At 41.1% G+C, this 14,435-nt stretch carries 19 protein-coding genes and 1 other RNA gene; 18 read left to right on the top strand and 2 right to left on the bottom strand.

The features are described 5' to 3' along the window. The first annotated feature begins 19 nt into the window (after positions 1-19). The 15 genes from D8S93_RS23655 to D8S93_RS23535 all read left to right on the top strand — a co-directional run bounded on the left by D8S93_RS23655 (position 20) and on the right by D8S93_RS23535 (position 10,544). On the top strand, positions 20-817 hold the full coding sequence (locus tag D8S93_RS23655) for a DUF2971 domain-containing protein (protein WP_152815905.1): 798 nt from the start codon (positions 20-22) through the stop codon (positions 815-817). 137 nt (positions 818-954) lie between these two features. Further along, a complete protein-coding gene (locus D8S93_RS23650) occupies positions 955-1,371 on the top strand; it encodes a hypothetical protein (protein ID WP_319803074.1) in 417 nt (138 codons plus the stop codon). A 135-nt stretch (positions 1,372-1,506) separates the two neighbouring features. Further along, on the top strand, positions 1,507-1,923 hold the full coding sequence (locus tag D8S93_RS23640; protein WP_256902901.1) for a hypothetical protein: 417 nt from the start codon (positions 1,507-1,509) through the stop codon (positions 1,921-1,923). Between the two features lie 144 nt (positions 1,924-2,067). Beyond that, the gene (locus D8S93_RS23630) at positions 2,068-2,415 is read left to right on the top strand and encodes a hypothetical protein (RefSeq protein ID WP_276438612.1); all 348 of its coding nucleotides are present in this window, start codon (positions 2,068-2,070) and stop codon (positions 2,413-2,415) included. Between the two features lie 144 nt (positions 2,416-2,559). Further along, positions 2,560-3,036, top strand: a complete 477-nt coding sequence (locus D8S93_RS23625; RefSeq protein ID WP_152815902.1) for a GNAT family N-acetyltransferase — start codon at positions 2,560-2,562, stop codon at positions 3,034-3,036. Between the two features lie 144 nt (positions 3,037-3,180). After that, on the top strand, positions 3,181-4,137 hold the full coding sequence (locus D8S93_RS23615) for a DUF6602 domain-containing protein (protein WP_152815899.1): 957 nt from the start codon (positions 3,181-3,183) through the stop codon (positions 4,135-4,137). Between the two features lie 164 nt (positions 4,138-4,301). Continuing rightward, positions 4,302-4,772 (top strand): GNAT family N-acetyltransferase, encoded by a 471-nt coding sequence (locus tag D8S93_RS23605; RefSeq protein WP_152815896.1) that lies wholly within the window; start codon positions 4,302-4,304, stop codon positions 4,770-4,772. Positions 4,773-4,923: 151 nt separating this feature from the next. Further along, positions 4,924-5,340, top strand: a complete 417-nt coding sequence (locus tag D8S93_RS23595; RefSeq protein WP_152815894.1) for a lysozyme inhibitor LprI family protein — start codon at positions 4,924-4,926, stop codon at positions 5,338-5,340. A gap of 438 nt (positions 5,341-5,778) precedes the next feature. Then, positions 5,779-5,988, top strand: a complete 210-nt coding sequence (locus D8S93_RS23585) for a hypothetical protein (protein ID WP_050903701.1) — start codon at positions 5,779-5,781, stop codon at positions 5,986-5,988. Between the two features lie 160 nt (positions 5,989-6,148). Further along, positions 6,149-6,496, top strand: coding sequence for a hypothetical protein (locus D8S93_RS23575; protein ID WP_053809161.1), 348 nt, complete (start codon positions 6,149-6,151; stop codon positions 6,494-6,496). 548 nt (positions 6,497-7,044) lie between these two features. After that, the gene (locus D8S93_RS23565; RefSeq protein WP_152815891.1) at positions 7,045-7,479 is read left to right on the top strand and encodes a hypothetical protein; all 435 of its coding nucleotides are present in this window, start codon (positions 7,045-7,047) and stop codon (positions 7,477-7,479) included. 691 nt (positions 7,480-8,170) lie between these two features. After that, positions 8,171-8,938, top strand: a complete 768-nt coding sequence (locus tag D8S93_RS23550; protein ID WP_136996154.1) for a hypothetical protein — start codon at positions 8,171-8,173, stop codon at positions 8,936-8,938. After that, positions 8,925-9,065 (top strand): hypothetical protein, encoded by a 141-nt coding sequence (locus tag D8S93_RS24920; protein WP_193621669.1) that lies wholly within the window; start codon positions 8,925-8,927, stop codon positions 9,063-9,065. Before D8S93_RS23550 ends, D8S93_RS24920 begins: the two co-directional genes overlap by 14 nt. Beyond that, positions 9,066-9,917, top strand: coding sequence for a DUF4062 domain-containing protein (locus D8S93_RS23545; protein ID WP_152815886.1), 852 nt, complete (start codon positions 9,066-9,068; stop codon positions 9,915-9,917). Positions 9,918-10,073: 156 nt separating this feature from the next. After that, complete coding sequence (locus D8S93_RS23535) at positions 10,074-10,544, top strand: GNAT family N-acetyltransferase (RefSeq protein ID WP_152815883.1); 471 nt, start codon at positions 10,074-10,076, stop codon at positions 10,542-10,544. 150 nt (positions 10,545-10,694) lie between these two features. Here D8S93_RS23535 and D8S93_RS23525 read toward each other — a convergent pair whose 3' ends face one another. Together D8S93_RS23525 and D8S93_RS23520 are read right to left on the bottom strand one after the other, a co-directional pair. Continuing rightward, on the bottom strand, positions 10,695-10,973 hold the full coding sequence (locus D8S93_RS23525; RefSeq protein ID WP_152815879.1) for a type II toxin-antitoxin system RelE/ParE family toxin: 279 nt from the start codon (positions 10,971-10,973) through the stop codon (positions 10,695-10,697). Beyond that, positions 10,970-11,254 carry a type II toxin-antitoxin system RelB/DinJ family antitoxin gene (locus D8S93_RS23520; RefSeq protein ID WP_011082348.1) on the bottom strand — a complete coding sequence of 95 codons (285 nt, stop codon included), beginning with the start codon at positions 11,252-11,254 and terminating at the stop codon, positions 10,970-10,972. The genes D8S93_RS23525 and D8S93_RS23520 overlap by 4 nt, the downstream gene beginning before the upstream one ends. 244 nt (positions 11,255-11,498) lie before the next feature. Between D8S93_RS23520 and D8S93_RS23515 the strand changes: the two genes are divergently transcribed. The 3 genes from D8S93_RS23515 to D8S93_RS23500 all read left to right on the top strand — a co-directional run bounded on the left by D8S93_RS23515 (position 11,499) and on the right by D8S93_RS23500 (position 13,695). Next, positions 11,499-11,559: hammerhead ribozyme type II (locus D8S93_RS23515), an RNA gene on the top strand. Between the two features lie 423 nt (positions 11,560-11,982). Beyond that, the gene (locus D8S93_RS23510; RefSeq protein ID WP_152815876.1) at positions 11,983-12,687 is read left to right on the top strand and encodes an FRG domain-containing protein; all 705 of its coding nucleotides are present in this window, start codon (positions 11,983-11,985) and stop codon (positions 12,685-12,687) included. Between the two features lie 615 nt (positions 12,688-13,302). Continuing rightward, the gene (locus tag D8S93_RS23500) at positions 13,303-13,695 is read left to right on the top strand and encodes a hypothetical protein (protein ID WP_152815873.1); all 393 of its coding nucleotides are present in this window, start codon (positions 13,303-13,305) and stop codon (positions 13,693-13,695) included. The last annotated feature ends 740 nt before the right edge of the window (positions 13,696-14,435 follow it).

The following is a 14,435-nucleotide window of genomic DNA, read 5'->3' as shown; positions in this document are numbered from 1 at the left end:
ATGCCTTTTCGAGGAAAATATGGCAATTCCTAATAAAATATATAAATATGAACCAATGTCGGTACAGTCTTTGATTAACTTGAAATCTCAGGCTTTATATTTCAACTCACCTAAAAATTTTAATGACCCCTTTGATTGTGAGGTCCCGCCAAAGCTCCGTTTTCCTTATGACCCAGAGGCTCAATTAATTAAGACTCATTACGAGGCTGAATTGCGAGATCGTCTGGAAATCCAAAAGTACAACCAGTTGTACAAGACAACTTTAAATGACTTCAAAGTTAACCTCAAAAATATGGCTTCGGAGCTTTGCGAAAAGCGCGTTAAAGGTTTGTTTAATGACAAAGGTATTAGCTGTTTTAGTGAAACAAATGACAATCTGCTTATGTGGTCGCACTATGCATCATCAGCAAAAGGTTTTTGCCTAGAGTTTCGAACGGACATCGAACCATTTGAAAAAGTGCGTAAGGTAAATTATGTAGCCAACCCACAGCAAGTTGACTATGTGGCAATGATGCTTGGTGGTGGTGACTATTTTTTAGATAGCTTTTTGTGTACGAAGTCATCACATTGGTCTTATGAGAAAGAATGGCGACTGTTCCACCATGAAATTAATAAAGTTTATCACTATCCTTCAGATTCACTGACTGCCGTGTATTTTGGCTCAGAAATTGACCGAGAGTTTCTTGAGATTATTTGTCTGATCATTCAAGGACAAAATCCAAATGTAAAATTTTACCAAGGTATTCGATCTAATGATCAGTTCTCCCTCACTTTTGATGAGGTCACTTATAAGTCTTATGTCGCAGCACAGGCATAACAAACAATTTAAGAGGGATTCCCAACGCTTGGCATTTTTGCTTCTACTTCCAATTTAGTGGTTACGGTACAATGCTTTAGGTTGGGTGGTGGCGTTGCTCACCCCTTAATTGGGCGTTATGCTCTTAGGAGGAAGTTGTGTTTCTCAGGGAAAAAGAGAAAGCTTTGAATAAAGGTGCAATTTTAATCGGCACTATAGGTATTATCTGTATTTCTATTGCTTCAGGAAGCTTATTTGTAGCGCTAGGTTTGAGCTCAATAGCCGCAATTAGCTTATTACTACAGCAAAAATTTCCGGATAAAAGTGGTCTTTACAGCATCGAGGTCCTAGGTGGGCGTATTACTCTTAAACTTGGCAACAGTGCACTTTGGCATTTGAATGTATGTGATGTTGAATCTTCTGATATAAGTTACTCAAGGGACGGCACAGTGCTCAAAGAAATTACTTTAAAAACAGCGAACGACAGTTATGTATTACCAAAACTTGAGTGCTTTGAAACTACCGAAGTTTCGCTGCTTGTAAGTTTTGTGCAAACCCTAAAAGAACGAGCATAACAAATTGTTCAAGAGTGATTCGGCACGCGTGGCATTTTTACTATGCGTTGGTTTTAGTGGTTAAGGTAGTATGCAGCGGCTTTTGTATTGCGTGCCTCACACCTTAACAAGGCGTTATGCCCTTAGGAGGAAGTTGTGTTTCTCAGGGAAAAAGAGAAAGCTTTGAATAAAGGTGCAATTTTAATCGGCACTATAGGTATTATCTGTATTTCTATTGCTTCAGGAAGCTTATTTGTAGCGCTAGGTTTGAGCTCAATAGCCGTAATTAGCTTATTACTACAGCAAAAATTTCCGGATAAAAGTGGTCTTTACAGCATCGAGGTCCTAGGTGGGCGTATTACTCTTAAACTTGGCAACAGTACACTTTGGCATTTGAATGTATGTGATGTTGAATCTTCTGATATAAGTTACTCAAGGGACGGCACAGTGCTCAAAGAAATTACTTTAAAAACAGCGAACGACAGTTATGTATTACCAAAACTTGAGTGCTTTGAAACTACCGAAGTTTCGCTGCTTGTAAGTTTTGTGCAAACCCTAAAAGAGCGAGCATAACAAATTGTTCAAGAGTGATTCGGCACGCGTGGCATTTTTACTATGCGTTGGTTTTAGTGGTTAAGGTGGTATGCAGCGGCTTTTGTATTGCGTGCTTCACACCTTAACAAGGCGTTATGTTGCTAGGGAGTTGCGAGGAATAAAGTGCTAAATTTATTGAAGTTTTTTGTTGTCAGCAATCTCATTACAACCGCCGTTGTGGTCGCATTTGAGGAATCTACTGGGTTCTTTGGTCTTAATTTTTGGTCTGACTACGCTTTCTTTGTCGTGATGATTCTTTGGGGAATAGCAGCATTATTTTTTATGTATCCTCCTGAAGTTGGTTTTGGCGGCGATAAAGCGGAAAGGGTGACAGGTTCAATGGTCGATGGTTCGGTGGCTGATGAAATTGACGACGAACGTTTTTCGTCAAACACGATATTTTGCATCAAGCTTTTTGTGTCTGGCTTACCAGCGTTTCTGACGTGCGTAATAGCGAGCTTCGCAACATAACAAAGCGTTCAAGAGGGACTCCCAACGCTTGGCGGTTTTAGTTTAAAGTTTGGCTTATGTGTTTATGGCACAATATTTAGGTTTGGGTGGCATAGCGTTGTCGCCCCTTAACGCGGCGTTAGGTGCTTGAAGGAAAAGGTAAGTATGGAAATTGCTTTTCGGCGGATAAACATTGATGATTTCGAATTATGCGTTGCTGCGAGAAAAGATGCATACTTTTGTAGTTTTGGGCATTACGATGGTTTCGACGACTTCATCAGTGGTTATCGTGAACGCGTCTTAGACCGTTTAGCAACATCAGGATGGTTCTATATCCATATATTTGTGGATGGTCAGTTTGCAGGGCAGTTAGAGTTTCGTAGCTTTTCACCCGAGCCGGAGACTGGTTATGTGCATCTCATTTACTTACAGCCGAATTTTCGTGGTTCAGGACTCGCTTCAAAAGTGCAGGATTATATTGTAAGCACTTTGAGTAAAGCGGGGTGTGTGCGTGCTGTACTTTCAGTAAGCCGAACTAACCATCGAGCTCTCACATTCTATAAGCGCCATGGTTGGGAGTTCGTGCGCAAGAATCCCAAGCACGATGAAACAGACTTTTACCAACTTTGGCTACGCACCTAACAAACTGTTCAAGAGGGATTCGCAACGCGTGGCATTTTTACTATGCGTTGATTTTAGTGATTAAGGTGGTGTGCGGTGGCTTCGGTATAGCGTTGCTCACCCCTTAACAGGGCGTTAGCCCTAGTAATAAGTCAGGAGTGAGTGTTGACAGAAGAAAAGCACGATATTCATGATTTCTTAATATCCGCGCAAAGGGATATTCAAGAGGAATATGAACGTATTATGAAGCGGGCAACTGAGGATCCCGGGACAGCAGGAGATCAAGGTGAAGAGAATTGGGCGACGTTATTAAAAAACTGGCTTCCCTCGTATTTTCACATAGTTACTAAAGGTCGAATTCTATGCGAGAACGGATATGCGAGTCCACAAATAGATATTCTAGTGTTGCACCCCTCATATCCTAAAATCTTGTTGGATAAAAAACTGTATTTAGCTGGAGGTGTAGCTGCTGCATTCGAGTGTAAAACAACTTTAAAAGCTTCGCATGTTAAAGAGGCTGTTAAAACCGCAGCGAATATAAGAAGGAACTTACCACCAGAGGAAGGCAGTCCATACAAAGAGCTAAATTCAAAGATAATCTATGGCTTATTGGCGCACTCTCACTCATGGAAAGGTGATAACTCAAAACCAGTAGAAAATATTGAAAAATCTTTGTGGGAAGCTGATTCAGAATTTGTTGAGCACCCTATACAACAGCTGGACTTTATTACTGTATCTGACTTAGCTACATGGACAGCCCATAAGTCGGTATATATTGGCCCTGCATGGTCGCACTACAATGATGGTTTAAAACAGATTTACGGTGAAAACGGTTCTGCAAATACATCTTATGTGTGCGCAGCTAAAGAAGCAGAAGGACAAAAAGAGTTTTTCGCACCAATTAGTGTTTTACTTACAGGGTTATTCTCAAAGTTTGCGTGGACTTATAATGATATGCGCGGGCTCGAAGCATACTTTCGTAGGGTTAATATGAGCGGTAATGGGCAAGGCCGTATGCGCCTATGGCCGTTAGCCATATACTCAAAAGGAATTCAGTCGAAAGTATACAGTATGCAGCTATCAAACGGAGTTTCCTATGATGAGTGGCATTGTCACTTCTAGGGCTAACAAGCAATTCAAGAGGGATTCACAACGCTTGGCACTTTTGCTTTTACTTCAAATTTAGTGTTTATGGCACAATGCTTTAGGTTTGGGGGAGGCGTTGTTCACCCCTTAATTGGGCGTTATGTAGCCGCGAGAGGACGGTAAGTTAAAAGGATTTATATATGTTAAATATTCGGCAAGCTCGCATTGAAGATATCAGTGTTATCAAGAAACTACAGTTTCAGCTTAATGAGTATCATCAAGCAAATTTACCTGATGACTTTTTATCACCGGAAGAAATTGAACAAAAAATAGACCTACACAAGATAATCAAAAGTGAAAGCTCGATTTTTCTTGTAGCCGAAAGTAATGGGCAGTTAGTAGGTTTTGTTTTTGGTGAGCTATGGGTTCGTAAGTCTTGGACACTCAAACAGCGAAAGATCGCAAGCGTTGAACAGATTGTTGTGGATTCATGCTTTAGGAGTCAGGGTGTTGGACGGGCGCTAATAGAGGCATTTGAGGAAAGGGCTATTTCTAACGGCGGAGAAGAGCTGTGGTTAGAAGTATATTCTTTCAATGAATCTGCTCTAGCTTTGTATCGCAAAGCTGGTATTGCGCCCAAAATCCAAATTGGACAGAAAGCACTACCCTGAAAGTCGGCTACATAACAAATTGTTCAAGAGTGATTCGGCACGCGTGGCATTTTTACTATGCGTTGGTTTTAGTGGTTAAGGTGGTATGCGGAAGCTTCGGTATTGCGTGCCTCACACCTTAACAAGGCGTTATGTGCTTTCGGAGAAAACGATGAATAAGTGTCTAATCATCATATTAGCTAGTCTTTCGCTTGGTGCTCTTGCTGAAGAAGAGTCCATTGACTGTGATAATGCGATGACCACAATCGAGATAAACCAATGTGCCGCTATTGAATTAGAGTCAGCACAAGTTAAATTAGACAAATATCTAAACACTAGCTTTGAGCACAACTCTCATGACCCAGAACTGATCGCAGCAATTAAGCTTGCTCAACAGGATTGGCAAGCATATATGTCCTCTCACTGTGATTCGGTTTATACGCAATGGCGTAATGGAACTATTCGTGGAATTATGGCGATATCGTGCAAAACTAAGTTAACTAAGCAAAGAACGCACGAGTTATGGGAAAACTTTTTAACTTATATGGACAGTACACCACCAGTTTTACCGGAGCCAAGTGTAGAGTAGGTTTCAACCACGCACATAACAAACTGTTCAAGAGGGATTCGTAACGCGTGGCATTTTTGGTATGCGTTGTTTTTAGTGATTAAGGTGGTATGCGGCGGCTTCGGTATTGCGTTGCTCACCCCTTAACAGGGCGTTATGTGTCCATCTCAATGGCTAATCGTGGAAAGTCAACTATTATTATGCTTCATGGTGCTTATTTGAGGTGTTGTGAAATGGTAAGGTTTTTAGTTGGCTTAATAGTTTGCTTGTCAGTGGCAGCTTGTACAGGTAACTCGTGGTGGCATACTTATTCTTATGACTCTAGTGGTAATGTTTGGAGCAATAAAAAGTGCTCTACTCACTGTGCCACAGTTTCGGACGATGGACGAACTTGCGTAGTTTATCATGAGATTGCTCAGCCTTACTGTAATCAATGGGTAGATTACTGAGGGAATCTTTATGAAACAATTAATCTTGATTTTCGGAGTGTTGCTTTCTAGTGGTTGTGTTCACTCTTCACTTGGCTATGCAGATAAGAAAGAAAATGGAGAGTCAGTAGAATCGTATGAAACTTGTATGGCAAACTGTTTGGAACGTTCTGAAAATGGTCAAAAATGTGTAAAGTTCTCAGAGGGTATGGCTAAGGTGTGTAAAGACTTTAAGTCGTAGTAAAAGACACATAACAATCTGTTTAAGAGTGATTCGCAACGCGTGGCATTTTTGCTATGCGTTGCGTTTTGTGTTTAAGGTGTTGTGCGGGATCTTCGGTATTGCGTTGCTCACACCTTAACAGGGCGTTATGCGCTTGCAGAAATGGAGATAATCAATCATGGAAGATTTAGCTAATTCATTAAGAAGCTCTGGCATAAAAGTCAAAATTAAAAAAGGAAAAATTGCAGTTAGGCTTGACGGACTTTCAAATCCGGTTTCGATAATAAAAGATATATCTGCTGATGAGTATAAAGTGAAAACTAATGATTCGATTTTATCGATAATTGCCAGTCTTTTACTATTTAGTGGTCTGTCAGGTATTTATGAGTTTAGTGGTAATACCTTGATAAATATTGCACTTATCTCCGTTTCTATATTGTCTTTTGTTACAGTGTTACTTACAGAGTTTAAGTTGATTAGATTACGCGCTACCGTAGTTGCGTTCAATCGTGGAGAACGCGCATAACAAATTGTTCAAGAGGGATTCGGCACGCGTGGCATTTTTACTATGCGTTGATTTCAGTGGTTAAGGTGGTATGCGGAAGCTTAGGTATTGCGTGCCTCACACCTTAACAAGGCGTTATTTCCGCAACGGATCTCTCAGGCTGAATGTACGTGGTTGTAGCCTAAGAGTGAAAGTGGCGGGGTAATAGGTGGGAAAAGCGGCGAAAAGGGCGAATATTGGTCATTTCCATGCTAGCCTTAAAGCGCTTTAAGCGCACCTTAATATGGCGCAGCAATTAAAGAGTGACGCTAAAGCGATTTAAGGTAGTGAGCTGCCAAATACTTCGGCTTCGATTTTTGCCTGCATACCGAAAATTTCTCGTCATATCAAAAGATTAGGCGTAAACATAGCCGACTTTAGTTGCGGAATAACAAGACGTTCAAGCCGATTCGAAACGCATTGGGGTTTTAGTGCCCAAATGGGCACGGATTTATCAGAGTTTATTTTAGGTTAGGGTGGATCTGCGTCTCTCACACCTTAACTTGCGCGTTAGGCATCAAGGAGAAAAAATGGCGAGACAAGATACACGTTTAGAGTCAGAGGGTGCAGAGTTTCTAGTCTTAGGGCAGTTGTTGATCCATAGAATTTCAGCTTATAAAACATACACAAATATGCCTGGTTATGACTTAGTAGCTGTTAATCCAGATTCTCATAAATCTGCGAGAGTTCAAGTTAAGAGTAGATGGAGAACGGGTGCATTGGGTTTTCCAATTAAAAACCTTGAATCTGACTTTGTCGTAGCTGTATTTCTAAATCGTGGCTCAAAAGACAACAAAAAAGAAATACTGCCTCCCAGATACTATGTGTTCCCAATTAGGTTAATTCATGAAGCTCCTCGCAGTGCAGATTGGGGTAAAGTAAGCATTAAATCCATACCAAATTATGAAAGCTATGAAAACAGATGGGATCTTATCGATTCTTTTTTGTTGAAAGAAAATGCCTAACAAATTGTTCAAGAGTGATTCGGCACGCGCGGCATTTTTACTATGCGTTAGTTTTAGTGGTTAAGGTGGTATGCGGAGGCTTTGGTATTGCGTGCCTCACACCTTAACAAGGCGTTAGTACGGGTTTGACATCAAAGGTCATAAGTTTTGGTGTTTATCTGTTTTGGCGCTCGTATTTACACCTTTCAGTTAGTGCCTTTCACTTTCTTTCCGGTGGCACTATATGCGGAGTGTTCGCTTTGATTTCAGCGTTTACGGCTTCTAACTCTTAGCCTATTTCTTTGGCGCTTCTTCATTTTCGTGGTGGCTTTTGAGAGAACCCTGATAACTTTTGGTGTGGCTGTTGAAGTACGAGGAAAGAATCCTTTTCTAATTTGAAGCTAGTGAAAGTAGGGCAGTTCCGTGTGTTTTTCTTCTAGCCAACTTTCGTCTTCCTATCGAGGTAAAGTTTTGTAGCTGCCCGTCTCACTTCAGTGTTCAAAGCCTTTCATATCATGCCAGTTTTCAATATCTTGGAGCGCATAAATAGAAGTAGCGCATGTACTAACAAATTGCTTAAGAGTGATTCGTAACGCGTGGCATTTTTACTTTGCGGTGGCTTATGTGATTAAGGCGCTGTGCGGTAGCTTTTGTATTGCGTTACTCACACCTTAGCAAGGCGTTAGCTTGTTCTTCGAGTTATGAGGTAAAAATGAAAACTTGTTATATGTGTGACTCGCTTGCAGTATCTAGTGAGCATGTCCCTCCTAAGTGTTTATTCCCCGAATCAAAAGACATCAAAGGCATAAATCTTAGGCAGCATCTCATTACTGTCCCAAGTTGTGATATCCATAATAGCGCAAAGAGTAAAGACGATGAGTTTTTGATGGTTTCATTGGCTGGGATATTTGGTAACAACTCAATAGGCTACCAACACAAGTTTACTAAAGTTAATCGAGCTATTAAGCGTTCATCAAATCGCCTGCTAGATGCAGCTTTCAAAAAGAGAAAGCACTATGTGCTTGAGCGTGACAATAATTTTCTCGAAGTTATTTGGGGTACACCTGATCATACTCGTTTGCGAGAGTGCTTTACCCATATAGCTTATGGGCTCTATTTCCATCACTTTCAAAAACGCTTTGAGGGGCAAGTAAAAGTAATGTTGGGCTATCTGCATAGCACCGATACTGCAAACAATAACTTTGTTCAATTTATTAAGGATCGTGCAGAAATCGACTTAAGAGGCGTAGAAATGCACGGAAAAAATCCTGACGTCTTTTACTATCAATTTGTCGAACCAGATGAGCATGGATTGTTTATGGTGCATATCAGGTTGTATGGTGGTATTGATGTTTACGCAGCATTTATACCAGAAAATAAACAAGTACCATTCAATCTAGGCTTCGAGCTGATGAATGCAGGTATAGAAACTGTCATAAGACTTGAAGGCAAAGAATACCGAGTAAATGGAAAAAGCTAACAAAGCATTTAAGAGTGATTCGCAACGCTTGGCAGTTTCGCTTCGCTCAAGTATAGCCAAGCGCCGCTCACACCTTAATGCGGCGTTAGGCATTCTGGAAAATTTAGAGTTCATCAAAGGAAAATAAATGTACTCAGCAAATGTATATAAAGTATTTTTAGCTTCACCTAGTGACGTTGCAAAAGAAAGACAAATTGCTCGTGAAGTGATTCAGAAATGGAATGACCTTCATTCGGAGGAAACCGGTGTCATCTTGCAAGCTATTGGTTGGGAGACTCACTCTTACTCTGCAATGGGGGATAGAGCGCAAGGGGTCCTAAATAAACAAATACTTCAAGATGCAGATTTCTTAATTGGCATGTTTTGGACTCGAATTGGTACTCCAACTGGTGATCATGAAAGTGGGACCCTTGAAGAAATCAGGGAACACATACAAAAGGATAAACCAGCGATGATTTGCTTTTCTGATCAACCAGTGCAAATGGGTTCTGTTGATCAAGAGCAGTATCAAAAACTGGTGGACTTCAAGGCGGAATGTTATCAAAAAGGTTTGGTTTCATCGTATGAAACGCTGGAAAACTTTAGCAATATTATTAACGAAGCCCTAATTCGGAGAGTAAACAAGCAAGACCCATTTGTTGGCTTTCATCGTGAAGAGTCTACGATAATTGACCTTTTTGGCGGCACACCTAGTCTAGCTAAGCACCAGTTAAGTGATGATGCTGCTGAATTGCTAGTTGAAGCTTCGAAAGACCGTAGTGGCGATATTATGAAAATAAGTTTCTTGGGCGGTTCGACATTGCAAACTAACGGAAAGCAAATGCTACAAAATGACTCTGCTAGAGAAATCGCAAGATGGGAAGCGGCTCTGAATAGTCTAGTTAACGAGGGCTTTGTTGAAGCCGTCGGTCATAAAGGGCAGGTCTTTAGAGTAACTCACTCTGGGTATGAGTACGTTGATCAGTTAAAAAATGCCTAACAATCTGTTTAAGAGTGATTCGCAACGCTTGGCATTTTTGCTATGAGTTGCGTTTAGTGTTTAAGGTGGTATGCGGAAGCTTTGGTATTGCGTTGCTCACACCTTAACAGGGCGTTATGTAGCCGCGAGAGGACGGTAAGTTAAAAGGATTTATATATGTTAATTATTCGCCAAGCTCGCATTGAAGATATCGGCGTTATCAAGAAACTACAGTTTCAGCTTAATGAGTATCATCAAGCAAATTTACCTGATGACTTTTTATCACCGGAAGAAATTGAGCAAAAAATAGACCTACACAAGATAATCGAAAGTGAAAGCTCGATTTTCCTGGTAGCCGAGAGCAATGGGCAGTTAGTAGGTTTTATTTTTGGTGAGCTATGGGTTCGTAAGTCTTGGACGCTAAAACAGCGAAAGATCGCAAGCGTTGAACAGATTGTTGTGGATTCGTGCTTTAGGAATCAGGGTGTTGGACTTACGCTAATAGAGGCATTTGAGGAAAGGGCTATTTCTAACGGCGGAGAAGAGCTGTGGTTAGAAGTATATTCTTTCAATGAATCTGCTTTAGGTTTGTATCGTAAAGCCGGTATTACACCCAAAATCCAAATTGGACAGAAAGCGCTAACCTGAAAGTCAGCTACATAACAAATTGTTCAAGAGTGATTCGGCACGCGTGGCATTTTTACTATGCGTTAGGTTTAGTGGTTAAGGTGGTATGCGGCGGCATCGGTATTGCGTGCCTCACACCTTAACAAGGCGTTAGTTCCCCAGAGGAAGCAATCAATCCGTAGGGAATTTTTGTTTCTGGTGGAGTACACGCATAACTTGGATGATATCGCCCTCGACCCAGTAAGAGACAATCATCGAAATCTCAGGAATAATGAGCAATCGTCCGCGGATGCCATCTCGTTGTACACCCATTAAAGGTTGTTCAAGCAAGTTTTCTACTTTTGCTTCAATGAGGTAGTCAGTTTTTTCTGCCGCATCAGGGTTGAAGTCATAGAGAAACTCGAAGATCTTTTCACGATCACTAAGTGACTCTTCTTCCCATAAAATCATTGCTTACCTCGATTACGGATTCTGGCTTTCCGCTCTTCCATTCGAGATTTAGCAGTTTGGTGCTCAATGAAAACGGACTTTCCTGAGTCAAACTTCTCAAATGCTAGGTTTACTTGTTCAGTTAGCCATGCATCGTGAGATAATGTTTTTCTTTGTTGTTCAGCGAGTTGCTCAGTAAGTTCACGGCATGCGTCACTCAGAGTGCGACCTTGGCTCTCAGCCATTTGTTGAGCTAGGCGTTTTGTTTCTTCATCAACACGAAATTGAATTCTAGTGTCCATGATTTATTCCTTTGTTGGTGTGTGTACAAATGTTAGCACTAGGCTTTGAGGTGGGCAACTAACAAACAATTTAAGAGTGATTCGGCACGCGTGGCATTTTTACTATGCGTCGGTTTAAGTGATTAAGGTGGTATGCGGGAGCATCGTATTGTGTGCCTCACACCTTAATTGGGCGTTATATTTCAATAAACTAAGCTGCTAACATAATGATTGATAAGCACTAATCATAGGTGTACTATCTCATAGTCGAAACACGTAAGTGTCTCTCGTGGGTGGCCTCCTGAGACTGATGATGACAGGCTTGGTATTTTTAACAATCAACCCGAGTAGCTTTTGGGTTACTTTTGTATTGGCAGAAATTATCAGTTTATTATCGACGTTGACTATGGAGGATATGCATATGGTTATTAAGGTTCTTAGAGAAGTTAAGTCATTTGTATTAGCACACAGCCAAGAGTTCATCGAAGTTTTGGAGTGCCACCTTCCTTACAGGTTTAACCTGCTGATGAGCTAGTGAAATCCTAGCGAAAAGGAAGAGTTCTGTAACCCCAATGCAATTGCTGTGTTGGGGTTTTCTGTATCTGAAATATAACAAAGCATTTAAGACGGATTCCCAACGCTCGGCATTTTTGGTTTGCTTCAGTTTCAGTGTTTACGGCACAATGCTTTTAGTTCAGCGGTCTGCGTTGCTCACCCCTTAATGCGGCGTTAAATTACAGGAGGTTATATTGAAGATTCATAATGTATCTAGTTTTTCTGAACTACACGAAATACTGTCGGTTTATCGGAAATCCAACCGTTGGGTTTTTCGGGGACATGCCGACCCAACTTGGACTTTGACGCCTAAAGCAGGGCGAGAACCTTATTGTAAATCTGATGATTTGACAGTTCTTAAGGCATGGAAAAGGCGAGCTGTTGAGTATGTCACAAATGCTCCTGAAAATGACTGGGATTGGTTGGCAATCGCACAACATCATGGCTTAGCAACTAGGCTGTTAGATTGGAGTTACAACCCTATGGTTGCGGCGTATTTTGCTACTACACACCAGTATGATACGGATTCCCACATCTATTGCTATAAGCCTCATAAGGTACTCCTCCCACAGAATGTTACCCCCGAGGATTACGATAGAATTTCACTGTTTAAGCCCAATGGAGTCGTCCCGAGAATTGCGAGGCAAGGTGGTGTTTTTACAGCACATGGACAACCCAACAAACCTTTAGAAGATGTTTTACATGACGAAGATATCCTTGAATTAATTGTTATCGATAAAGATTATGTTAAGGAACTAAGGTTTGAACTGAATCATTATGGCATTAATGATGCGTTTGCATTTCCTGACTTGGACGGTTTATCGAAGCATGTAAATTGGTACACAGAAAACCAAGATTATTGGGTAGCAAAAGATCGCACCCTTGACGATGAAATTTAACAAACTGTTTAAGAGTGATTCGCAACGCGTGGCATTTTTACTATGCGTTGCGTTTGGTGTTTAAGGTGGTATGCAGGCGCTTCGGTATTGCGTTGCTCACACCTTAACAGGGCGTTATTTCCGCAACGGATCTCTCAGGCTGAATGTACGTGGTTGTAGCCTAAGAGTGAAAGTGGCGGGGTAATAGGTTGGAAAAGCGGCGAAAAGGGCGAATATTGGTCATTTCCATGCTAGCCTTAAAGCGCTTTAAGCGCACCTTAATATGGCGCAGCAATTAAAGAGTGACGCTAAAGCGATTTAAGGTAGTGAGCTGCCAAATACTTCGGCTTCGATTTTTGCCTGCATACCGAAAATTTCTCGTCATATCAAAAGATTAGGCGTAAACATAGCCGACTTTAGTTGCGGAATAACAAGACGTTCAAGCCGATTCGAAACGCATTGGGGTTTTAGTGCCCAAATGGGCACGGATTTATCAGAGTTTATTTTAGGTTAGGGTGGATCTGCGTCTCTCACACCTTAACTTGCGCGTTAGCATGCTTTGTACGAAATCATAGATGACATTAGATGGGATCGTAACCTACGTTTTAAGAGTATGAATACTCTGAGGCTAGGGTTATGTTTGAACATCAGAAGAAATATGAAGCATTTATTCGTGAGCAAGGCGTAGGACAAAATGACAAAGTGGCTGACTCTTGTAAGTCTTATGTTTCCTACTTAAATGGTGTGGAGAAGCATGCAAATATTAGAATTAACTCAAAAACTCTAGCTAGTGAAAACGATATTTCGGCTATAGTCGCGAAGCTTCATGAATCGCATGAAATATCTGATAGAACAATCGGCAACTACGTGTCTGCTATGAGGCAGTATGTAAATATGGTGAATCAATCTGCCCCGCATGCTAACAAACTGCTTAAGAGCGATTCGCCACGCTCGGCAGTTTTAACTCCCCATACTTTTGTGATTATGGTGGTGATTTTTATTGTGATGCTAATGTGGCTCACACCTTAGCAGGGCGTTAGTTTGCAAGAGGAAAAACGCAGCTATATCGCAAGATCTAGTGGTAAAAGCTCAAAGTTTAAGTTGTCGTATTAGCTTTCAATTTTGGTGTTAACTAGCGTGGTGAAAATTCAAAATTGGCATCGTTTCTACGATTGATTTGTTTTTTGGTGCGGCGACTTTTAGGTTACCTGAGTCGAACTTTTTTGCTGAAACTCTGCTCGTAGAGTTTGTTGGTACAAAAGCCGATTTACTCGCTGAAATGGCGTTTTCTCTGGTGTGGTAAGTTCATGTGGTTTTAGTGGCTTTGTTGAAAGTCCGCATTGTGAGATTGGTTTTCCAAAAGCGCTTTTTGGTGTTGTTAGTTCGTTTTCTGCGGCGTTGTTTGTTCCACGTGGTTTCATTGAGTAGCCGTTTTGAGACTACGCCTGACTTAAGCGCATCAAAACACATAAAGTTTATTGTTTGCAAAGTTTAAAATAACGTAAAATCAACGCTTTGGGTTTGCAAACTAACAAACTGCTCAAGAGGGATTCGCAACGCGTGGCATTTTTACTATGCGTTGAATTTAGTGATTAAGGTGGTATGCGGCGGCTTTGGTATTGCGTTGCTCACCCCTTAGCAGGGCGTTAGTTGCTTGGGAAAAATTAGCTTACAGGGAGTAATCAGATTGGTAAAAATGTACGGTTCTGAAGAGACAAGGGCGTTTTGTTGTAATTGTAAAGAAGTTACGCTGCATAGGTATGAAAGTT

The organism is Vibrio sp. VGrn 2, assembly GCF_009361695.1.
GTDB classification, from domain to species: domain Bacteria; phylum Pseudomonadota; class Gammaproteobacteria; order Enterobacterales; family Vibrionaceae; genus Vibrio; species Vibrio diabolicus.
This window is presented reverse-complemented; position numbering and strand designations above follow the sequence as displayed.